The sequence below is a fragment of the Salinirussus salinus genome (genome assembly GCF_009831455.1).
In the GTDB taxonomy this organism is placed as follows: domain Archaea; phylum Halobacteriota; class Halobacteria; order Halobacteriales; family Haloarculaceae; genus Salinirussus; species Salinirussus salinus.
In genome coordinates this window covers 329,632-349,852 of record NZ_WOWO01000004.1, presented here as the reverse complement: position 1 = coordinate 349,852, position 20,221 = coordinate 329,632, and the positions used below count along the sequence as shown (strand labels likewise).

18 protein-coding genes are annotated in these 20,221 nt (G+C 68.7%); 5 read left to right on the top strand and 13 right to left on the bottom strand.

All coding sequences use genetic code 11. The features are described from left to right. Positions 1-77: 77 nt before the first annotated feature. The 3 genes from GN153_RS15635 (at position 78) to GN153_RS15625 (ending at position 2,691) form a co-directional block, all read left to right on the top strand. Entirely contained in the window at positions 78-845 is a 768-nt protein-coding gene (locus GN153_RS15635; RefSeq protein ID WP_159904435.1) for a nucleotide-binding protein, read from the top strand. Next, positions 842-1,366 carry a hypothetical protein gene (locus GN153_RS15630; protein WP_159904433.1) on the top strand — a complete coding sequence of 175 codons (525 nt, stop codon included), beginning with the start codon at positions 842-844 and terminating at the stop codon, positions 1,364-1,366. Before GN153_RS15635 ends, GN153_RS15630 begins: the two co-directional genes overlap by 4 nt. A 110-nt stretch (positions 1,367-1,476) precedes the next feature. Next, the gene (locus GN153_RS15625; protein WP_159904431.1) at positions 1,477-2,691 is read left to right on the top strand and encodes a type IV pilin; all 1,215 of its coding nucleotides are present in this window, start codon (positions 1,477-1,479) and stop codon (positions 2,689-2,691) included. Between the two features lie 4 nt (positions 2,692-2,695). Here the strand turns inward: GN153_RS15625 and GN153_RS15620 are convergent, their stop codons facing one another. From GN153_RS15620 to GN153_RS15580, 9 genes are all read right to left on the bottom strand, one after another. Continuing rightward, positions 2,696-2,923 (bottom strand): HTH domain-containing protein, encoded by a 228-nt coding sequence (locus tag GN153_RS15620; RefSeq protein ID WP_159904429.1) that lies wholly within the window; start codon positions 2,921-2,923, stop codon positions 2,696-2,698. A gap of 32 nt (positions 2,924-2,955) precedes the next feature. Next, positions 2,956-3,510 (bottom strand): DUF7261 family protein, encoded by a 555-nt coding sequence (locus GN153_RS15615; protein WP_236544830.1) that lies wholly within the window; start codon positions 3,508-3,510, stop codon positions 2,956-2,958. Beyond that, on the bottom strand, positions 3,507-3,911 hold the full coding sequence (locus GN153_RS15610) for a DUF7262 family protein (protein WP_159904427.1): 405 nt from the start codon (positions 3,909-3,911) through the stop codon (positions 3,507-3,509). Before GN153_RS15610 ends, GN153_RS15615 begins: the two co-directional genes overlap by 4 nt. Beyond that, entirely contained in the window at positions 3,904-4,581 is a 678-nt protein-coding gene (locus tag GN153_RS15605; protein ID WP_159904425.1) for a DUF7263 family protein, read from the bottom strand. The genes GN153_RS15610 and GN153_RS15605 overlap by 8 nt, the downstream gene beginning before the upstream one ends. Beyond that, positions 4,581-5,024 (bottom strand): DUF7266 family protein, encoded by a 444-nt coding sequence (locus tag GN153_RS15600; RefSeq protein ID WP_159904423.1) that lies wholly within the window; start codon positions 5,022-5,024, stop codon positions 4,581-4,583. The genes GN153_RS15605 and GN153_RS15600 overlap by 1 nt, the downstream gene beginning before the upstream one ends. Continuing rightward, positions 5,017-5,733 carry a DUF7289 family protein gene (locus GN153_RS15595; protein WP_159904421.1) on the bottom strand — a complete coding sequence of 239 codons (717 nt, stop codon included), beginning with the start codon at positions 5,731-5,733 and terminating at the stop codon, positions 5,017-5,019. The genes GN153_RS15600 and GN153_RS15595 overlap by 8 nt, the downstream gene beginning before the upstream one ends. Continuing rightward, a complete protein-coding gene (locus GN153_RS15590; RefSeq protein ID WP_159904419.1) occupies positions 5,734-7,617 on the bottom strand; it encodes a type II secretion system F family protein in 1,884 nt (627 codons plus the stop codon). Continuing rightward, complete coding sequence (locus tag GN153_RS15585; RefSeq protein ID WP_159904417.1) at positions 7,610-9,817, bottom strand: type II/IV secretion system ATPase subunit; 2,208 nt, start codon at positions 9,815-9,817, stop codon at positions 7,610-7,612. The genes GN153_RS15590 and GN153_RS15585 overlap by 8 nt, the downstream gene beginning before the upstream one ends. A gap of 400 nt (positions 9,818-10,217) precedes the next feature. Beyond that, positions 10,218-10,934, bottom strand: coding sequence for an aspartate/glutamate racemase family protein (locus tag GN153_RS15580; protein ID WP_159904415.1), 717 nt, complete (start codon positions 10,932-10,934; stop codon positions 10,218-10,220). A 171-nt stretch (positions 10,935-11,105) separates the two neighbouring features. On the opposite strand from GN153_RS15580, the gene GN153_RS15575 reads away from it, so the two are divergent. Further along, on the top strand, positions 11,106-12,116 hold the full coding sequence (locus GN153_RS15575) for an FAS1-like dehydratase domain-containing protein (protein ID WP_159904413.1): 1,011 nt from the start codon (positions 11,106-11,108) through the stop codon (positions 12,114-12,116). 41 nt (positions 12,117-12,157) lie between these two features. On the opposite strand, the gene GN153_RS15570 is transcribed toward GN153_RS15575, so the two are convergent. From GN153_RS15570 to GN153_RS15560, 3 genes are all read right to left on the bottom strand, one after another. Next, the gene (locus tag GN153_RS15570) at positions 12,158-13,843 is read right to left on the bottom strand and encodes an acyl-CoA synthetase (protein ID WP_159904411.1); all 1,686 of its coding nucleotides are present in this window, start codon (positions 13,841-13,843) and stop codon (positions 12,158-12,160) included. Between the two features lie 50 nt (positions 13,844-13,893). Next, complete coding sequence (locus GN153_RS15565; RefSeq protein ID WP_159904409.1) at positions 13,894-14,721, bottom strand: enoyl-CoA hydratase/isomerase family protein; 828 nt, start codon at positions 14,719-14,721, stop codon at positions 13,894-13,896. A gap of 242 nt (positions 14,722-14,963) precedes the next feature. Beyond that, a complete protein-coding gene (locus tag GN153_RS15560; protein ID WP_159904407.1) occupies positions 14,964-15,794 on the bottom strand; it encodes a crotonase/enoyl-CoA hydratase family protein in 831 nt (276 codons plus the stop codon). A 110-nt stretch (positions 15,795-15,904) separates the two neighbouring features. On the opposite strand from GN153_RS15560, the gene GN153_RS15555 reads away from it, so the two are divergent. Then, positions 15,905-17,428, top strand: coding sequence for a class I adenylate-forming enzyme family protein (locus tag GN153_RS15555; RefSeq protein ID WP_159904405.1), 1,524 nt, complete (start codon positions 15,905-15,907; stop codon positions 17,426-17,428). A gap of 16 nt (positions 17,429-17,444) precedes the next feature. On the opposite strand, the gene GN153_RS15550 is transcribed toward GN153_RS15555, so the two are convergent. Then, the gene (locus GN153_RS15550; RefSeq protein ID WP_159904403.1) at positions 17,445-20,204 is read right to left on the bottom strand and encodes a hypothetical protein; all 2,760 of its coding nucleotides are present in this window, start codon (positions 20,202-20,204) and stop codon (positions 17,445-17,447) included. Between the last annotated feature and the right edge of the window lie 17 nt (positions 20,205-20,221).

The following is a 20,221-nucleotide window of genomic DNA, read 5'->3' as shown; positions in this document are numbered from 1 at the left end:
CCGGCACCGGCCCCCCTGGCTGCGCCGGAGCGGGAGCGAGCCGAGGGTTTTTGTACGAAAGGGCGGCAGGTGCCGCCATGGTGGAGACGTTCGCCGTCGCCAGCGGGAAGGGGGGGACAGGCAAGACCACCACCACGCTCGCGCTGGGGATGGCCCTGGCCGAGGAGTACGACGTGACCGTCATCGACGCCGACACGGGGATGGCGAACGTCCTCTTCCACGCCGGGCTCGCCGACGTGGAGACGACGCTGCACGAGGTGCTCGCCGGCGAGGCGCCCGTCGAGGAGGCCGCCTACGACCGCTTCGGGATGCGGGTGGTCCCCTGTGGCACGTCGCTGGCGGGCTTTCGGGACAGCGACCCCACACGCCTCCGGGAGGTCGTCGCGGACCTCGCCGCCGACACGGACGTCATCCTGCTGGACGCGCCGGCCGCGCTGGGCAGCAGGCAGGGCGTGTTGCCGGTGGTGCTCGCCGACCGGGTCGTGGTGGTGCTCCAGCCCACGATCCCCTCGCTGTCGGACGGGCTCAAAGCCCAGGAGTACGCCCACACCTACGAGACTGGAGTTGCGGGGCTGCTCTTCAACCGCGTGACCGACGACGCCAACATCGAGGCGGTCAGCGAGCGGGCCGAGCGGTACTTCGAGGGGGAGACGCTGGCGACGGTCCCGGAGCGGGAGGTCGTCCGGGCGGCCAGGCGGGCCGGCGAGCCGCTGCTCGCGCACGCACCGGACTCCGAGCCTGCGGCAGCCTACCGGGAGGCGGCGGCGGCACTGGAGGTCCGCGAACGCGATTCGGGGGCGGTCGCCGACCGCTTCCGGAACGCGGTCGTTCCCGAACAGCCATGAAGCTCCCGCAGGGACGGCTCGTCCGCCAGCGGGTCGTGGCCGACCCCGGGACGCCGCTCGCGAACGCGCTCGACGCCGAACTCACGGGCTACGCTCGCCTGGAGTCACAGGACGCGCTGTTGCTCGACGGCGAGGGAGTGGGTGTACTCACGTTCGAGGCCGGTGTGCCGGTCGTCGCCTACCACACCGGCACCGACGCCGCGGGCCCGGCGGCCCTGGCGGACATCGCGGTCGCCGGCCCCTACCGGCTGGAACTGTACGAACTCGACGCCGAGGTGCTGGAGGACGTTCACGCCGCCGAGGAGTTGCGGGTCCCGCCGGACGCCCCGGCGGACCGGCTGGCCGGTGACCCCGCGCTGGCCGAGCGGACGCGCAGGGCTGCCCCCGACTGGCGGGCCGAGGATACCGACCGGGACGCCGGCGCCGTCGTGGCTTTCCTCGAAGACGAAGAGAAGATCGAGGCCATCCGCAAGCAGGCTCGTGAGGAAGCCGAGCAACGGGCCGAGGAGTGGAACTTCTGAGCGCGGCAACGGTGCGCTCGGACCTGCCGATGTACGCATAAATAGCTTGTGGCCAGATCGAGCCGGGACACGAGCCGGATGTTTGTACTGTGCGAAGAACAGGAAGACGTATGAGGAGCCGCGGGATCAGCAAACCGGTCGGGGTCGTCCTCCTCGTCGCGATCGTGTTGTTGCTGTCCGTTTCGGTTGCCTCGCTGGCACTCGGGTTCTCGCTCCAGACGCCGACGCCACAGGTTGCGGTCGAAGACGAGTTCTACACCGTCTACGACAACAGCACTGGGGAGATCTACCAGTACGCCAGAGTCCAGCACGAGGGTGGTGACTCATTGGAACCGGAGGAGTTGCGGCTCGTCATCGAGGTCGACGGGGAGCGCATCGACGACCCGGAACGAACGGGCTCGGTTACCGGACCGTACCGTGCGGGCGACCGGCTAGAGTTCAACCTCACCGAGGCAGACCTGTGCGGGGTATCGGCCGATGCGTTTAGTATGTCCATCGTCCATGAGCCGTCGAACGGAATCGTGGCCGAGCGGACCGTCCCGATCGAGCGAGGGGCAGACGTCCAGGTCGTCGACAACGCAGTGGTCACGGACCGGCCCTTCGTCGCGACCCTCACAGTGGTTGGAATTGCCGCAAGCGCCAGCAGTGGCGACGATATCCAGCCCGACATCGTCTACGGGCGCGTCGTCATCAGCTATCCGAACGGAACGACAGAGACGCTTACGCCGTGGCCCGACGGGAACGGAACCGACGGGGTCGAGCTGTGGGAAGATGACCTCAACCACCCGACGTTGCCGGGAAGTTACTCGTACACGACGGGGCAACTCCCGGCGAACGCGTCGGTGACACTGGAGATGCGTGCGCCGAAGCCGGACGGATGGCAGGAAGTACCGGCCGCGGACGGCGGTCCGGTCGACGAGACGATCGACGGTACCCAGTATGACATCCTCGAACCCGACCCCGGTGCCGGGATCCAGGACCCCCGGTTCTGGATCGATGCCAGCGACCCCGATAACCAGAATATCATCCTGCTCCGCGACGGGGAGTCGGTCCCGACGTACGGGGTCGCGGCTTCCCACCAGCCGTCGCTGGGGGGCATGCTCGGCTCGCAACTCGGACCTTCGGGGACGCTCGCTCTCGACGACCGCGAGGTCGCAGTCCTGTACGAACTGTCAGAATCGGACGCGGAGCCGTCGAACGCGCCGCCGGCGAACGGCGGCGGTGGGAATCCCGACTACAACGACGCCGTCGGGCTGATCGACATCGAACCAGTAGAGGTTTCACTGGACAGGGAAGGCGGCGATCCAGTCCTGAAATGTTCGTGAGCGGTCAGACCTCGACCGGGATCCACCACACCCGACTGCGACCGCCGACTTTCTTGCTCGTCAGGTCGGTCTCCTCCTGGAGTTCGTGGAGCTTGTTCAGCGCCGTCCGGCGAGAGCAGCCCAGCTGGTCCGCGACCTCACTCGCGGTGAGCGGTTCGGCGTAGTCCTTCCGGTCCTCGAACACTGCGGTTACCTCGGCGAGACCGAACTCGGTATCCCGTCCCTGTGACATGAGTCGACAGTCGTCCGCCAGGGACTTGTTTCCTACGAGCGAATCGCGTGCGTGACGACCGCAGTCCCGCGGCGCTCGGCTGCCGGGCTGCTGACGCGGACGTCGACGGCCACCGCGAGGACGTGTGTTTCACCCGCTCGCTCCTGGACGACGACTCCGCGGTCGGCACGGCAAGGGCCGAACGCTCGGCCCGGTCCACCGGGACAGTCGGCGCTCGCCCACCTACTGGCCCGGCTGGCGTTGTACGTCACCGCGAGCGCCGTGTCGTCGTCGAGACGGGACCGGTTGAGCGTCGACAGTGTGGGCCGGAGCCGCTGTCGCACCGTGTCGACGGCTGCCCCGCGGTCGCTCCAGGCGTAGCTGTCCGGGACCCCGTCGGCCGCGTCGACGAGCGCGCGCTCGAGCGTGTCGGTCACGTCCCGGACAGGGTCGTCGTCGACCGGAACCGATGCGCCGTACCCGAGCTGGAGGTACGCGAGCGCCAGCGGGACGAGTGCGGCAGTCATGACGACGGCCGCGACCAGCACCAGCTGGGCGCGGTTCCGGTATCGGTCGCAGCCCCGGCCGGCCTGAGGACGGGGCGTCACGCGTACCACACCCTGACCGTGACGTCGCCGTTGACCGTCGAGACGGTTGCCGTCCCCGTCTGTACGTCAGCGGGGAGCGGATGTCCGACGGTTCCGTACCGTGCCTCGACCCGGTAGAGCACGTTCGCCGGGAGCAGCCGGTCGAGCCGCCGCTCGAGTGCCCCCCGCTCGCGCTCGAAGCTCTCCCGGGAAGCGGCGAGTTCGGCCAGCCGGGTCTGGTCGGCGTGGCGGGGCCCCTCCGAGGAGAGCACCGTCGCTGCGTCGGAAGCGTACAGCTCGAGCTGTGTCTCGTCGGCCGGGCTCGCGGGCAGCCCGAGGACGAACACGAAGGCCACGCTGGCGAGCAGAAGAACGCCGAGTGCCGCCTCGACGGCGGTCAGCGGCGCCTGCCCCCTATCCATCGACGGTCACCTCGAGTTCGGCCGGTCGGGTCCGCTCGGGGAAGTAGACGACCCTGACGCTCCCGCGGTCGAGGGCGCCAGTCGCCTCGAACCGGAGCGTGACGGTCTCGTACGGCGAGACGGCGGCGTCGTAGGTGCCATCGAGGCCGCCGGGGTCCCGGAGGACGACGCGACCGTTGGCACGGACCTCGCTGACAGTGGTTCCGGGTGGTGGGGCGAGCGTCACCAGCACGCGGTCGGTCCGGCGCGGGAGTGTGACCCGACGGGAGCCGGTGAACTCGGGTGTGAGGGTTCTGCGCTGGCGCGTCTCGACCAGGACGACCCGCCGGACCGTCCGCCCCTCGCGCGGGCTACCCGCAGCAGCGAGCGTCCGGCCATCGAGCCGGACCCGGACGGCGGCGTCGTCGGCGAGACCGTACGTCGAGCGCAGCGCCGCCGCGTCAAGGCCGACCAGCCGGGACTCGTTGAGCACGTTCGGACGGGTGGTCAGGGGGGCGTGGTCGGCGGTGAGCCGTTCGGAGAGCCCGACCGCAGCCTGCCGGTCCAGCGCCGCCCGGTCGGTCGAACTCAGCGAGCCCTCCGCCGCCACGAGCCCGACGAACACCGCCGCCGTGAGCAACAGGAAGGCGACCCCGAGACCGGGCAGGGACGTCTGTGCGCGCCTCGCCATCAGTCGCCCTCCAGCCACAGCGTCCGGTTGTCGGGCGGCCCGGTCACGCGGACCACCAGCCGGTCGGTACTCTCCCAGTCGCCGTCGGCGACGGTGACGTTCGCCGGCAGCGACAGCCGCGTCTCGCGGTCGAGCGCGTCTACCGGGTGGTCGAGAACGAGCCGACCGGCGCGGAGTTCGAGCGCGTACCCCGCGTTCCGGATGGTGGCGGGCATCGGTACCTCGGTTCGGGTGTCGACGCGGCGGTCGCCGTCGGGGAGAGAAGATTCGATGTGACCGGCAGCCGTCGCGAGCACCCGCTCGCCGAGTTCCCCGCCGGCGGCCGTCCGGCCCGCCGGCACCGGGCCGTTCAGCAGGAGCGCGGTCATCCCGGCGACGTACAGCACCGCGAGGCTCGCGGCGAGGGTCTTGCCGACGACCGGACTGAGCCCGCGGTTATCCATCGCCCACCTCCAGCGCGAGGTCGTGGACGACGAGATACCCCTGCCGGCGACCCGGGTACCGCGCGACGACGCTCGGCGTTCCGTCGCCGTCGAAGTCCTGCCGGGAGACCGTCGCGTTCTCCTCGCGGAAGTGACGCGCCAGCGCGTCGGGCGTTGCGGTCTCGATAGCGACAGCGAACTCCCCGCGGCCGAGGTCAAGCCGACTGTGGGTGACGTTCGTTTCCAGTGTCACCGCGGTCCCGCCAGTCCCGCCGACACCGACCTCGTCGGCCCCGAGCCGCGGGACGCCGACGACGACCACGCCGTTCCGCTCGGAGCCCGTCACCGACGGGGCCTCGGTGAGCCAGGCGCCTCCGCCGCGGCCGCGGACGACCGCCCCCGCGACGTAGGCGGCCCGGCGGTCGCCGGACTCGAAGACGAGGCCGCCGGCGTCGACCTCGCCGACGACCGACCCGTTGCGGACCACGCGCACCGTTCGGTCGACCGTCGAGAGCGACCCCTCGGAGAACCGGACGTGGCCGCTGTGGTAGCCGTGTGCCCGTTCGTCGAGCGCGGCGTCGAGGTCGCTTGCGACCCGGTTCGCGTCGGCGGCCGCAGCCTGTGACTCCAGCACCGTGCCGACACCGGCAGTCAGCGCGCCCAGCGCCGCGACGGTCAGCCCGAGCATGAGTGCGACGCCGACGACGTGTGACTGTCCACGGGCGGACACTCAGACCACCCCCAGTCCGGTGAAGACGACGTAGGTCAACACGACCAGCGCCCCGGAGTGGAGCAGTGCCTCGTACCGGCCGCGGCTGGCCGTGCCGGCGAACCACCCGCAGGCGAGGACGGTCGCCTGCGCCACCAGGTAAAAGCGCCAGCGGTCACGGGCCGGGTCGACCGCGTTCGGGTCCAGGGCCATCCCCGTGTTCGTGTCCGCGACTGTCGACAGCTGCGCGAACCCGTCGAGTACCGAGGCGTTGACCGCGACGACGATCCCGACCACCAGCAGGGCGGTCGTCCACCCGACGGCGACGTAGACCAACAACCGCGAGCGGAGCTCCTTCCGTTCGTGGTAGAGTCGCCCGATTTCTGTCTCCAGGGTCTCGAAGACCTCCTCGGTGTCGCTGCCGGCTTCCAAGGCGCCGACAACGAGTCCGACGGTCTGTGAGGCAAGCGGCGTGCCGACCCGCTCGACGAAGCGGTCAAGCGCACTCGCCCGCACGTCGCTGGCGTCCTCGGGGCCGGTCGTCAGCCCGAGGTTGAACGCCAGGTCCTCGACATCCGGCTGGAGCGCCCCGAGGTCCACATCGCTGGCGACCCGCCGGACTGCCTCGGGGAACGGGCGGCCGAGGCTGACGTGACCCGAAACCGCGTGGACGAAGTCGCGGATCTCGCGGTCCTTGGCGTCGTCCCGGCGGGCCCGTCGGACGGCAATCACCCCGACTGGCAGGCCGTAGGCGGCGTAGGACAGCAGAGCGACGTTGACTGGAGGCGACCCCAGCCACCAGAGGACGAGGCCGACGGCCACGCCGACGGGCAGGAGTGTGACTGCCGCGCTCGCCGGGTTCGACGGCGTCGACGCGAGCATCGCCCGGACGGTCTCGGGCCGGTCGTAGGTCGGCACCGAGTGGTCGGTCGGGCGCAGCGAGGCGACCGCGAACGCCGCACCGACGCCGACGAGGAGGACGAAGCCCACGGCGGCGTAGACCAGAAGCGCCCGGGTGGTGACCGTCCCGAAGGGAGTCGAAATAGGGGCGGAGAGCCCGGGAGCGAGCGCGCTGGCGACGGTGAGGATCAACACTGCGAGCGCCGGGAAGATCAGGAGGACGACGAACAGCTCGGCGAGCAGCTCGAGATAGCCGCTGGCACGCTCGTGGACGCGAGCCTGGCGCTGTGAGAGCAGCCGTCCCTCCATCTTGAGGTAGCTCTCCAGGGCGTCGGTCCCTTGGGCGGCGTGTTCGCGGAACTTCAGCAGGAACGGAGAGAGCAGGTCCCGCGAGGGCGTCTCGCGGGCGACCATCGACAGCCCCTCGTCGAGACTGCCCGTGAGGGCGGCCTTGTTCAGCGCCGCACGGAAGGAACCGGCGGTCGCGCCGTAGGCCTCCTGGTCGGCGACCCGGGCGAGCATGTCCCGCTGGTCGCTGTCCCCGGAGGCCAGAACCCGGAGATACCGGACGGCGCCCGGGAGCGTGCGCTCGATCTCCTCGCGTCGGACGGCAGCCACCCGACTCAGATAGACGCCGCCGCTCCTGACGACGAGCCACCGGACCAGGGCGGCGAGCAGGACTGCAAGCGCGAGGGCGGGGTAGACGCGCGGGACGGAGGGAAGGGGGAGTCGGTTCAGTACCGGGAGGCCGCTCCCCAGGAAGGAAAACATCGCACTGACGGCCGAGGAGGGGACGAGTACGGCACCGGCGAAGGTCCCGAGCGCGGTGAGCAGCCCGAGTGCCCACGCCAGCCCGTAGACCCTGGCGATGTAGACGTCGAAGCTGGTCGAGAGCCCGGCCGCGCGGTAGCGGCGCCGGTCGCGCTCGTGGCTCTCGCTGTCGGCGTGCCGGGAGAACAGGGCGTAGAGCCCCCGGTCCACCCGGCTCAACGCGCGGTCACTCATCGTCCCGCCGGCGGAGCCGCTCGACGGTCGCCGCTTCCTCGGTGCGCAGGTCCGCGAGCAGGTCGAACAGCTCTTCGAAGTCGTCGATCCCCTGGCGGACGAAGTACTCGACGTACCGGTGTTTCCGGTGGAACTCCTCCTCGACGGCCGTCACGGGCCGGTCGGTGAGGTTCGCGACGCGGTGGAGGGTGCGTAGTTCTACCGCACGCGTTTCGTCGCCCAGGTCGGGGTGGTCGTAGCCAAACCGGAACTCGCCGCCCTCCGTGCGCTCGGCGACGGTGTTCCAGTAGACTGCCGTGCCGTTCTTGCGAACCGACCCACAGCCGGTCTCGCGGTCGAGGTCGCGGAACTCCCCCTCGCTCAGGAGCTCGACCACCTGCCCGACGTACCGTTCGCCGTCGACGTGGCGCGGGAAGACGACCAGGTCGAGCTCCCGCAGCAGGTACGGCGGCAGCCCCTGCTCGATGACGCGGTTGACCAGCGACTCGACGTCCTCTGCGTGGGTGGTGCCGATCAGGCCGTGGCCCGTATTCAGCGACTCCGCGAACGTCTCGAAGCTCTCGGTGGTGTTGACCTCGGCGATTATCTCCACGTCGGGGTTCAGGTAGTTGGCCTGGGTCATCAGGTCGGCCATCGTCACCCGCTTGTAGCTCTCCTGGTGGTCCCGCGTCGTCAGCGAGACGCCGGTCTCGTGGGGCAGGCGGACCTCCCGGGAACCCTCGTCGATGCTGATCGGACGGTCCCGGAACGGGACGAAGGGCATGTGGGCGTTCATCAGTGTCGTCTTCCCGACCCCGGTCGGGCCCGAGAAGAGGACGACCCCGTGGTGTTCGTAGACCAGCCACAGAAGCGCCACCAATTCGGTCGGCAGGCTGTCCGAGCGGACGAGGTCGACCGGCGTGAGCGCGTCCGCGGACTGCTTGCGGATGGAGATGTGGGGGCCGCCCTCGCTGACCGTCGGGAGCCCCACCGCACACCGGATCGTCTCCTCGACCCCCTCGGGGCTGAGGTTCACCTTCGCGCTGGGCGTCGAGGCGTTGAGTTCCGTGCCGTCCGCAGCCGCGAGTTGCGTGACGACGTTGACGAATGCGCTCTCCTCCTCGAAGACGAGGTTGGTAGGGACCCGCTCGTCGTGGCCGGTGTCGGTCCGCGGGACGACCTTCACGCGCTCGCCGACGCGGTTGGCCTCGATGTCCTCCAGGGTCGGGTCCCGGACCGGGATGGTGAGTTTTCCGTAGCCGACGTAGTCACGGAGGACGTAGTAGACCAGGTCGGAGAGGCGGTCGTCGGCGTACCGGCGGTCGACCGGCGGGACTGCGAGGTCGTACTCCGCGAGCGCCGAGCGCAGGCGGTGGCGGGCGGCATCGACCCAGGCGCGGGTGTTCCGGCTCCGCAGCCGCCGGGAGAGCAGCGCCTCCGCACGCTCGCGGACGAACGCCCGCTCGTCCTCGATGACGCCGTCGACGGAGGCCTCCCAGAGCCGCTCCTTGCACTCGGCGATGAGCTGCTCGTCGCCGGGCAGCAGGTCCGGCTCTTGGACCGCGTACTTGGTCGTAAACGGGTCCGCACCGAGCAGGTTCTCGCGGTAGAGGACGACCGGTATCTCGAACCCCTCGAACGCGACGGTGTGGCGGTCCAGCCGCTCGCTGGCGAACCGCTCGATGTACTCGGGGTCCTCGAGGTCCGTCACCGCCGGCGCGTAGTCGCTGGTGTGGACGACCAGGCCGTCGTCGGTGTCGGCCACCTCGATGTTGGAGTCGAGGGCGTACGGCGTCAGCTCGCCGAGGCAGGCGATCCGGGCCAGGGCGTGGTAGTCGAGGCGGCGGCGGGCGGGTGCCGACCGGTCGACCAGCCGGTCGATGACGCGCCCGTGTTTCCGGTCAAATCCCCCGTTCATCACCTCGACAGCCCCTTCCCGGGTTCGCGGGCGTTCGAGGTGGGCGTCGGCGAAGTGCGCTTCGACGCGCTCGACCGCTGCGCGGTCGCCCGCGGTGAGGACGGGCTCGCGCACGTCGTAGGTGAAATCTGCCTCGCGCTCGGTGACGGTGACCACGACGCCGGGGTGAACCTCGTACTGTGCCTGCACGTCCGGCGCGTACCACGCCTCGGGGTCGTCGGGCGGGAGCGGCGACGGGACCAGCCCGCGACCCCCCGACCCCCCGGCCGGTGCCTCTGCCAGTTCCAGCCGCGCGTCGGCCATGCCGGCGTTGGTCGGCCCTTCGGACTTAAAATCTTGTGCGCAGGAATGATCGTCCAGCGGACATGCGAGCCGGTGGGTGCAGAGGGTCATGGTACTGTAGACGTTCGGACCAACAGCGCTCACAGCCGAACACGGCGGTATCTGACGGTGAGACGCCACACGCCAGTGACTGTCCGCGGAGGAGCACTCTCGCGAACAACGGCGTGAGCGAGAAGATTCCAGCGGATTACGTTCGGCTTCAGCGCCCGGGAGCCGTCGTCAACTGGAGCGATACGCGGTGGCTTCCGTTGGAGCCAACCAGTCGTTCGCGCGGATTTGAATCGTCAGGTTCCTGTCGAGGTCTTGAAAGTCATTGTGCACCCGACCGCACGGCCGCGGTGCGGTCGACGTGTGACTCGGTTCAACACCTACGATAGCCGAGGCTCCGCTCGACGGCCCGTTCGACGTGGAGGGCCGTCGTGTCGAACATCGGGAGCGCCGGTCGGTCGTCCTGGCCGATCAGCAATTCGATCTCGGTGCAGCCGAGGACAAGCCCCTCCGCTCCGTCCTCGACCAAGTCGTCGACGACCCGGAGATAGGTCCGCCGTGATCGTTCACTGGTTTCCCCGTGAGTCAGTTCCTCGAAAATGATCTCGTCGACAGTCTCCCGGTCGGCCCGGTCGGGAACGACCACGTCGACCCCGTGTTCTGCGAGGCGGTCACGGTAAAAGGGCTGCTCCATTGTGGGTTGCGTGCCGAGGAGGCCGACGGTTTCGAGCCCGGCGTCGGTGATAGCATCGGCGGTCACGTCGACCAGGTGGACGAACGGAATCGTGACCGCGTCGGCTATCGCCGGGGCGACCTTGTGCATCGTGTTGGTCGCCATGACAATGAAGTCTGCACCGCCGGCTTCGAGTTCCTGTGCGGCCGCCGCGAGGCGCTCGCCGGCCGTCTCCCACTCCTGATTCCGGATGAACCGCTCGATCTCCCCGAAGTTGACGCTCCGTATCAGGACCTCGCCGTCGTTGTGGCCGCCGAGCTCGTCGTTGATCGACTGGTCGATGAGGCGGTAGTACTCGACAGTAGATGCACTGGCCATCCCGCCGAGCACGCCGATCGTATCGAGCTCCGGTGACATGCTGTCATCCTGCTATCGAACCGGCTTAACCGTTCGGTGGGTCCGTTTCCCCCACCACGCGAGGATTTGCTCTGGTCGGGCTCGCTCAACGGTGCAGGAGTGGCACACGGACCGCGAGCCCTTCACAAAGAGGACGGTTTATATACACTCGCCTGTCCCCACCAGATACGGATGCCAACACGCCCCATAGCGGAACTCCGGTCCATGGTCGGCGAATCGAAACGGTCCGTCGAGGGATTGACTGTCGAGGCCGGCAAAGTCGAGGAGTTCGCCCGTGCGCTGAAAAACGACAATCCCGCGTACCGGTCACGGGAGGCGGCAAGAGCACAGGGGTTCGAACGCGTTCCAGCCCCCATCACGTTCCTCCGGACGGCACTGTTCCCCCGCTACGGCCCCGGCGAGACCGAGACGGGTGCCGACCGGTTCCCGCTCGGGTTCGACATCGGCTTCGACCTGCGATACCGCGTCCACGGCGGCCAGGAGTACGAGATCGAACGCCCGCTGTACGTCGGCGACAGGGTCGACGGGACGACGACACTCGTCGACGTCTCCCAGCGAGCGATCGACGACGGAACCCTGACGCTGCTGGTGCTGGAGACGGAGTACACCGACCAGGACGGAGGCCTCATCGCGACGGAGCGAAAGACCATCCTGGAAGCCCCCGGCGGTATCGAGGCGACGCCCCCCGGGAACCAGGAGGAGGGAGAGGACCCAGCGGCGTCGGTGTCGGACGCCGCCACAGGTGCGTACCGGACCACGAGATACGCGGAGGACCTCGCCGTCGGTGACACCGGTCCGGAGGTAGTCGAGACGTTCGACCTGAAGGATTTCGTCAGGTACGCGGGCGCGAGCAACGGCCTGGACCGGATCCACTACGACCGGGACTTCGTCCGCGAGGCCGGCTACCCCGACGTCTTCGCCCACGGGATGCTCACCGCTGGCGTCGTCGAGCACATGGTCACGGACTGGCTGGGGCTGTCCAGGGTCTCCCGGTTCGGAACGCGCTTCACGGCCCCGCTCTGGGCCGGAGACACCCTGACAGTCCGCGGCACGGTCGTCGACAAACGGGACCGGGACGATGGTGCTGCCGTCGACGTCGAACTCGACGGCCTGAGCCAGCGGGGCGAGACTGTCGTCGAGGGGGAGGCGACTGCGGTCCTCCCGAGCCGCGACGCCTCCTGAGTGTCGTACTCCGGGACGACTGGCGGAAACCCGTAGCGTCCTCAGGCAGTATCGGACGAATCCGGCGGTCCGTCCCCGAGTTTCTCCCGTTGAACTTTTCCTGTCGAGGTTCGCGGAAGTTCGTCGGCGAATTCGATATCGCGAGGGTATTTGTGACGGGCAAGTGCCTGCTTGACGTGGTCCTGGAGCGCCTCCTCAAGCCTCTCGCTCGCCTCATAGGCATCGGCCAGCACGACCACTGCCTTCGGGATTTCGCCCCGGTCCTCGTCCGGAATCCCGACCACTCCGGCGGCCTTGACGGCATCGTGCGTCCCGAGCGTCCGCTCGATCTCTGCTGGCCCGATCCGGTACCCGGAACTGATGATGACATCGTCAGCCCGGCCGATGTATTCGATGTACCCCTCAGCGGTCCGGCGACCCAGGTCGTTGGTGAGTAGCCAGCCGTCTCGCAACGCCTCGTTCGTCGCTCCCGGCTTCTGCCAGTATCGGTCCATGCAAACCGGGTCGGACGCAGCACGCACCGCGACCTCGCCCACGTCGCCGCGTGGGACGGCTTCGTGGTCGTCGGTGTCGGGGTCGACGAGTCGGAGTTCGTGGCCAGGTTGGGGGACCCCGATCGTGGCAGGCCGGTACGACTTTCCGAGGGCTTCACAGTTGCCGGAGACGAGCGCGGCTTCAGTAAGGCCATAGGAGACGTGCACGGAGACGGGTCCGAACTTCTGTCGTGCCCACTCGACTGTTGGTTCCCGGAGCAGCGACCCACCGCTGAACACGACGCGGACACTATCGACCGAGCGAGCGGCCGGTGCATCACGGAGCCGGCGCAGCGCAGCCGGTGCCGCCGAGAGCGACGTCACACCGTACTGGTCGAGGAAGTGCCAGACCTCGTCGGCGTCGAAGGCACCCCGGTCGTACGCCAGTACCGACATTCCATAAAACCAACTCGTAAAGACAGTAGAGTACAGCGCGATCCAGGACCACTCGGAGGCCGTCCAGAAGTGGTCGTCAGGGGAGAGTTCGAGGTCACACTTGAGCGTGAGATAGGAGGGCAGTATGCCCAGCAGCGTCCGGTGCGGGAGGACGACACCTTTCGGGTCACCAGTCGACCCGCTCGTGTAGAACACACTCGCGGGCTCGTCTGCAGCGGTATCGACCGTCTCGAACGCAGCCGCCCCCTCATCAAGCAGCGGCTGGATAGCACGCGAGCGGTCGAGGGGGGATTCGCCATCCACCGCGTATACTGGGTCGAGTGATAGTGACGGTGAATCAATGTCGTCCAGCGTTTCGAGTAGCGACGACCCGAAGACGGCTGCCGTCGCACCGGAATCCTGGAGCCGATATCTCAGGCCCCCAGTCCCCAGAAGCGGACTCACTGGAACCGTAACCGCACCGCATTTCCAGGCGGCGAGGTGGGCGGTCGCCACGACCGGGTGCTGTCGCCCCGTAACCGCGACCCGGTCGCCGCGCTCGATACCGTCCGCGACGAGGGCGTTCGCTAACTGATCGGCTGCCCGGTCCAGGTCAGCGAACGTGTACCGTCGGTCGGCCCCCCCTTCTTCGGCGGCAACGAGTGCGAGCCGGTCGCTCCCGCGCCACCGTTCGGTCGTATACGCGGCGATGTTGAAGCGGTCCGGAACCCGCCAGTCGAACTCAGTGTAAAGCTGCTCGTACCCGGCCCACTCCGTTTCGTGGAGGCAGTAGGCGTCGGTCCACTGGTCTGCAGTCATCGGCGGGCTCCCCGTACGCCCGGGTGCCGGCGTTCAGGCGGCATCCCGGTTCACCTCTTCTCCGCGTTGTTCATCCACTCGATCGCCGCCTCTAGCCCCTCTTCGGACTGTATCTGGTGGAACGTCTTGTTCACCGTGGTGTTGGAGGAGAACGCCCAGAGATACCTGTCGAGTCGCCCGTCGGGTGCCTGGTATCCCATCTGACGCATCGCGTCGTTGAGCATGTACTTCGAGAGTGTCACGGTCGACGATGGCGTCAGTTTGATCCGGTCGACCTGGTGCATGACTTCCTCCCAGAGGTCGTCCGCGGGAACGGCCCGGTTGATGAGGTCGATCCGCTCGGCCTCGGCAGCGTCGATATGCTGGCCAGAGAAGAGCAGTTCCTTGGCATGTCTGATGCCGACGCCGACGTACGGGTGAACGAGTATCCCGGGCAACGACCCCATGCGAACGTCGGGATAGCCGAACTCCGCGTCCTCCGCTGCGATGGCGATGTCACAGAGGCACGCGACGTTACACGCCGCCGCCAGCGCGTAGCCCTCGATAGCGGCGATGACGGGGAGCGGAGACTGGAAGATCGCTTCGTAGTGGCCGATATACCCGGGCCGTTGTTGCGTGTCGCCCGTATAGGCTTCCAACCGCTCTGCGGGTCCATCGAGGTCGTGCTCCTCGCCGAAGTCATTGCCTGCCGAGAAGACGCCGTCCGCCCCCCGGAGAACGATGGCCCGGATACCATCGCTCTCTTCGGCCCGTTCGATCCCGGCCTCGACCTCGCTGAGCAGCCCCGTATTGAATGCGTTCAGGGTCTCCGGTCGGTCGAACGTGATGACTGAGGCGCCGTCTTCTTCCTCGTACCTGATGTAGTCGTATTCGGTCACGTCCTCCGAATTGACAGTCTCGTGGCTTAATTACTAGTCTCGGCAGGAGAGGACCGGCGAGAACGAGCTGGGATGGGCGGGCCGGGAGGCATCGACGGTACCAAGCCGACCAGCGCGTGGAACCGTTCGCACCCGGCCGAGGAGACGGGATGTGTGGCCGGTTTCAGGTACATACCCGGGAGCTGCGCGTACGGCCTCGGATCCGGCCTCGACTGTCGGTTCACCTGCGACAGCGCGACTGCTCACTCGAAGAGTTCACCCTGGTCGCGCTCGGCGACTGCCTGCTGGAAGCCCACCTCTTCACACCGCTCCTTGAACGCGACGCCTTCGGGGGTGTGGCGGGTCATTCCGTCGAAGATCGTCGCGAACATCTGTGTCGTCTCACGGCCCATATTCTCGTAGGCCTGGTTGATGGCCAGTTTCTGCATCATGAGCTGGTTCTGCGGGATGCCCGCGATCCGATGGGCGAGTTCGTCGACCCGGTCGTCGAGTTCGTCGCCGGGGACTGCCTCCCAGACCAGCCCCATGTCAGCCGCCTCGTCACCCTCGACGAGGTCACCCGTGAACAGCATGCGCTTGGCACCGGCGGGCCCGAGCCGGTAGACCCACATCATCGTCGTCGGGCAGCCCCAGACCCGCGCCGGCGGGTAACCGATCCGGGCGTCTTCGTCCATGATTATCAGGTCCGCACACAGGGCGATATCGCTCCCGCCAGCGACAGCGGGGCCGTTGACCTTGCAGATGACCGGGGTGTAGCTGCGCCACAGGCTCATGAAATCCTCCGTGTTCGACTTCATCATCCGGTAGTCCTGCATGGGGTCCCACGGCATCTCCTGGCTCCCCATCGTCGGTCGGGGGTCCTCGGCGTAGTGTTTGAGGTCGTACCCCGAACAGAATGCCTCGCCCGCGCCGGTCAGCACGGTCACATGGATGTCCTCGTCTTCGTCCGCCCGTTCGACGGCGGCCCGGAGTTCGCCGGGCATGTCGTCGTCGATGGCGTTGTACCGCTTCGGCCGGTCGAGCGTGATTGTCGCTTTCCGTCCGCTGGTCTCGTAGCTGACTGTCCCGCTCATGCGCCAGTCTGTCACAGACCGGTCGCTTCAGTCTACCGCTGAATCGGGTCGGTCGCCATCCGTCCACGTCGGCACGAACTTTGATGTGGTGTATGGTACCACATTGATGCATGAATGTCGCTGTCAGATTCGAACACCGGCTGGCCGAGCGCGGGACCGACACTGCCATCGTCAGCGCCGACGGTACCACGACCAGTTACGAGGAACTCGCCGCTCAGACTCGACGGGTCGCAGCCTGGGTCGACGCCCAGGGATTCGGCGTCGGGGACCGGGTCGCGGTCTATCTCCCGGACACTCCCGCCTACCTTCCGGCGATGCTCGGCGTCTGGCAGACGGGCGCAATAGCGAGTCCGATCAACACGCGGTTCGGCCTCGATGAACTCGAGTATACGCTCTCGGATCTCGACCCGACGGCGCTGGTCGGGTCGGATGCGTTCGGCGAGAACATCCGCGCACTCGAAGACCGCATCGATGGACTGGACGAGGACAGTGTCGTCGAGGTCGACAGCAAGGGTGCCTTCGACGCAGGGAAATTACCAGAGCCAGACACAGCGCCCGAGCCGGTTCGCCGTCTCGATGACGAGGCCGCCGTCGTGATGTATACCTCCGGAACGACGGGGCGGCCGAAAGGTGTCATCCAGACGCACCGAAACGTCGGGGCCCAGCTCGACGTCAACGTCACTCACTTCGACCTCTCGCCGTCGGACGTCTCGCTGGTCGCGGTCCCGCTCTTTCACGTCGGGGGACTCTACGGCGGGGCGTTGCCGGCCCTCCTCGAAGGGGCGACTGTGGTCGTCCAACCGGCCTGGGACGCCGCTCAGTGGGCGGAACTGGCCGAGACACACGGAGCGACCTTCTCCGGACTCATTCCCACGATGATGCTCGATGTGCTCAACACCGAAGCCGCCCGGGAACGGGATACGTCCTCGCTCGAGCAGGTCGTCTACGGTGGGTCGCCAGCAACCGAGGAGACGCTCGACTCGTTCCAGTCGGTCTTCGATGTCGGCGCGCTGCGCAACTACTACGGGCAGACCGAGAACACGGGGCTGAGTGTCACGTTCGACACCGACACCGAGCGCCGGCCGGGCTTGCTCGGTCGCCCGGTTCAGGCCGTCGAGCACCGGGTCGTCGACGTCACTGCCGACGACCTCACCGACGTCCCGCCGGGCGAGGAAGGTGAACTGCTCCTCCGGGGAGACATTATCACGCCCGGCTACTGGGACGAGTCGCTGAATCCGGACTACTTCACCGACGGCTGGCTGCACACCGACGACGTCGTCCGTGCCGACGAGGACGGGCTGTTGTACTACGTCGACCGGGTCGACGACATGGTCATCTCCGGGGGGGAGAACGTCGCCCCCAGCGAAGTCGAGAACGCGCTCCAGGCCCATCCCGGGATCGAAGCCGTTGCCGTGTTCGGAACGGACCATGAGCGGTGGGGCGAGGCCGTCACAGCGGCTATCGTGCCCGCCGACCCGGACCTCACGGAGGAGGACGTCACTGAGTGGTGGGAGGTAAACGCCGGTCTTGCGGGGTACAAACGGCCCCGCCGTATCGAGTTCGTGTCGGAGTTCCCGCGGACGGCGACCCAGAAGATCGACAAAGTCTCGCTCCGGGACCAGGTGGGCGAGTAAGCGCCGACCCGTCCCGTCAGTCCGCGCCGTCGGACAGGTCGAACTCCCCGTGGTCCAGCATCTCCTGCCCGTCGAAGACCACGACGACGTGGAGCGGGCCGTCGCCGGCTCCGTCGGGGAGGTCGACGGTGGTCGTGTCGCCCTCGGTCACCTCGGTCCCCGACTGACCCCAGGCTTCTTCGAGGTGGCTCCCGCGAGCGCCGTGGACCGCGACCGACAGGTCGTCGGCGTCGACCGCGCTCCCGCCGTCGTGTTCGACGGTCACCGTCTCCCCGTCGCCGCTCAGCTCGAATTCGAACTCGGCGTCGGGGGCGACGACGTGGCTGTGCACCTCGCGTGGCTCGTCGGGCACGACCCACTCGGCGGTGACTTCGGTACCGGCGCCGAGCGAGCCGAGTTCGACCTCGTCACCGCGCTCGAGCGTGTCGTGGACGTCCGCCGGCTGCGTGTCGGCCGGCTCGCCGTCAACGAGCAGCCGGAACGAGTCGGCGTCGCGCTGGCTCTCCCCGGTGTAGACCGCGACGACCGTTCCCTCGCGCTGCTCGAAGGAGAACGCCCACCGCGGCCGCGGCGTGAAGGTGAACAGGGGGCGGCGCCGCTCCCCGTCCGTGAGAACGACCTCGAGGCGCTCGTCGACGTCGACGCCGTCGACCCGGACGCTGTCCCCCTCTGTCAGCGTGTCGTGTTCGGCCTCGAAGGCCGTCGTCCCGCTTCCGTCGCCAGCCTGGGGCCGGCGGCCGCGAACGACGTCGACGCGGCCGGGGTCGGCCGGCTGTTGCCCGACGTAGACGAACTCGACGGCGCCCTCGTCGGGGTCGTAGCTGGCCTCGACATCCTCCCGGCCGGTGACCGCCTCCGCGAGTTCGTGTGTCGCCTCCCCGCGCTCCCAGCGGAGTTCGACGACCACGAACGGCGGCGCGTCGACGGTCAGGGTGTCCTCCGGCGTGAACTCGTCGTGCTCGTCGGCGGGCTGGACGGGAGCCCGGTCGCCGTCGACCGTCAGCGAGAGCGTCTCCGCCGGGAGGGCGGGGCCCTCGCGGTAGGTGAGGGTGACCGTTCCCTGCTGGCCGTCGTAGGTGGTCTCGACGTGGCCACGCGGCACCACGACCTCCTGTGCGACCTCGACCGGCTCGTCGGGCTCGGTCCACTCGACGGTCACCTCGCTCCCGAACGGGGGCGTCTCGAGCAGCAGGTCGTCGCCCCGCGAGAGCGTGTCGTACTCGTCGGCGAACTGGCGGTCGGCGGCCTCGCCGTCGACCAGGACCTCGAACTCCGCGGCGTCGCGGTCCGCGTCGTCGTGGTATCTCACGACCACGCCCTCCCGGTGCTGGTACGCGTGGAGCCGCGGCGGGGCGGCGCGGAACCGGACGAGCGTGGTCGGCGCCCCCTGCGGCCGGGGCGGCACGTCCAGCGACACCGTGACCTGGTCACCCATCCCGACGCCCTCGACGGTCGCGGTGTCACCGACGGTCAGCTCGCCGTCGCCGAACTCCGCCGCGGACGTCCGGCTGCCGTCCTCGCCCCGGTGGCGCACCGTCAGTTTCGCCGGGTCCGCCGGGCGCTCGCCCGCGTAGGTGACCCGGAGCCGCTCGGCGTCGACGTCGTACGCCGTCTCGAAGGCGCCCCCGCCGAACAGCCGCTGGACGTAGTCGTAGTAGACGTTCTCCCCCTCGTCGAACCAGCGGAGGGTGACTGTCGTCAGCGTGTCCGTCTCGACGGTGAAGCTGTCCCCGTCGGTGAAGCGGTCGAACTCGTCTGCTGGCTGTGTCGGCGGGCGCTCGCCGTCGACCCACAGGTCGAGTTCCTCCGCGGGCACGGGCTCGCCGCCCGCGTGCGCGAAGGAGACCGACCCGTCCTCCCGCGTGGCCTCGATGTGTGCGTCCGGGGCCGCCTCGCGGTCGTGGCGCGGCGGCTCCGTCGAGACGACTGCGGCGTGGACGACGCCGTCCTCCCGGCCGAGTTCCAGGTCGACGACCCTGCCCGGGTCGAGCTGTCGCACGACCCGCTCGGCGGTCGCGTCGTCGAGCCGGCGGGCGGTGAACAGCAGATACTCGTTTTCGACCCGTCCCTCGAAGTCGTTGGGGTCCTGACTGAAGCCCGCGGCGACCGCCTCGACGGCCCCGGACAGCGGAACGAACCCCCCGTCGACGTTGCGCAGGAGGAAGGCGAGGCGCTTGTCCCCGAACCGCCCGAAGGCCTCGGCCGCGTGGTCGGCGGTATCGAGCAGGGTGTCGGTCTCGCCGCGGGCCGCCGTCACCGCCGCCTCGACGGCGCCGACCCGGGCCTCCCTGTCCCCGCTCGCGAACGCGAGCCGGCCGTCGGTGCTCGCGACTGCGACCTCGCCGGTGTCGGCGACCCGCCAGTCGCCGTCTGTCCCGACGCGTTCGCCCGGTTCCAGGTCCTCGAAGGAGCCGACGACAGCGCCCAGCAGCCCCGGCGGGTCCGTGCGGGCCGAGACGACGTGACTCACCGCACCCGCCTCGAGGCCGTCGACGCTGTCGACGACCTGCCGGGTCTGGTAGGTGAACTCCTCTGTGGTCTCGACCCCGGAGGCGTCCGCGAGAGCCACGACCTGGTACTCCCGGTCGACCGCGGACCCGGCGGGGACGAGGTCGAAGATACCGTCGAGGTCGGCGACGGCGTCCTTGGGGAGGTCCTCGGGGTCGACCCGTACCGCCCGTGAACGGTCGGCGGCGCTGCCGCGGAGACCGTACGTCAGACCGGCTATCGTGGCGAAGCTCCCGCTCAGGAAGGTTCGCCTGGAGGGCTCTTCCATGCGTTACTCGTCTCGGA

Coding starts and splice junctions, on each gene's coding strand:
- GN153_RS15635 (WP_159904435.1), top strand. CDS start 78: ATGGTGGAGACGTTCGCCGTCGCCAGCGGGAAGGGGGGGACAGGCAAG.
- GN153_RS15630 (WP_159904433.1), top strand. CDS start 842: ATGAAGCTCCCGCAGGGACGGCTCGTCCGCCAGCGGGTCGTGGCCGAC.
- GN153_RS15625 (WP_159904431.1), top strand. CDS start 1,477: ATGAGGAGCCGCGGGATCAGCAAACCGGTCGGGGTCGTCCTCCTCGTC.
- GN153_RS15620 (WP_159904429.1), bottom strand. CDS start 2,923: ATGTCACAGGGACGGGATACCGAGTTCGGTCTCGCCGAGGTAACCGCA.
- GN153_RS15610 (WP_159904427.1), bottom strand. CDS start 3,911: ATGGATAGGGGGCAGGCGCCGCTGACCGCCGTCGAGGCGGCACTCGGC.
- GN153_RS15605 (WP_159904425.1), bottom strand. CDS start 4,581: ATGGCGAGGCGCGCACAGACGTCCCTGCCCGGTCTCGGGGTCGCCTTC.
- GN153_RS15600 (WP_159904423.1), bottom strand. CDS start 5,024: ATGGATAACCGCGGGCTCAGTCCGGTCGTCGGCAAGACCCTCGCCGCG.
- GN153_RS15590 (WP_159904419.1), bottom strand. CDS start 7,617: ATGAGTGACCGCGCGTTGAGCCGGGTGGACCGGGGGCTCTACGCCCTG.
- GN153_RS15585 (WP_159904417.1), bottom strand. CDS start 9,817: ATGGCCGACGCGCGGCTGGAACTGGCAGAGGCACCGGCCGGGGGGTCG.
- GN153_RS15580 (WP_159904415.1), bottom strand. CDS start 10,934: ATGTCACCGGAGCTCGATACGATCGGCGTGCTCGGCGGGATGGCCAGT.
- GN153_RS15575 (WP_159904413.1), top strand. CDS start 11,106: ATGCCAACACGCCCCATAGCGGAACTCCGGTCCATGGTCGGCGAATCG.
- GN153_RS15570 (WP_159904411.1), bottom strand. CDS start 13,843: ATGACTGCAGACCAGTGGACCGACGCCTACTGCCTCCACGAAACGGAG.
- GN153_RS15560 (WP_159904407.1), bottom strand. CDS start 15,794: ATGAGCGGGACAGTCAGCTACGAGACCAGCGGACGGAAAGCGACAATC.
- GN153_RS15555 (WP_159904405.1), top strand. CDS start 15,905: ATGAATGTCGCTGTCAGATTCGAACACCGGCTGGCCGAGCGCGGGACC.
- GN153_RS15550 (WP_159904403.1), bottom strand. CDS start 20,204: ATGGAAGAGCCCTCCAGGCGAACCTTCCTGAGCGGGAGCTTCGCCACG.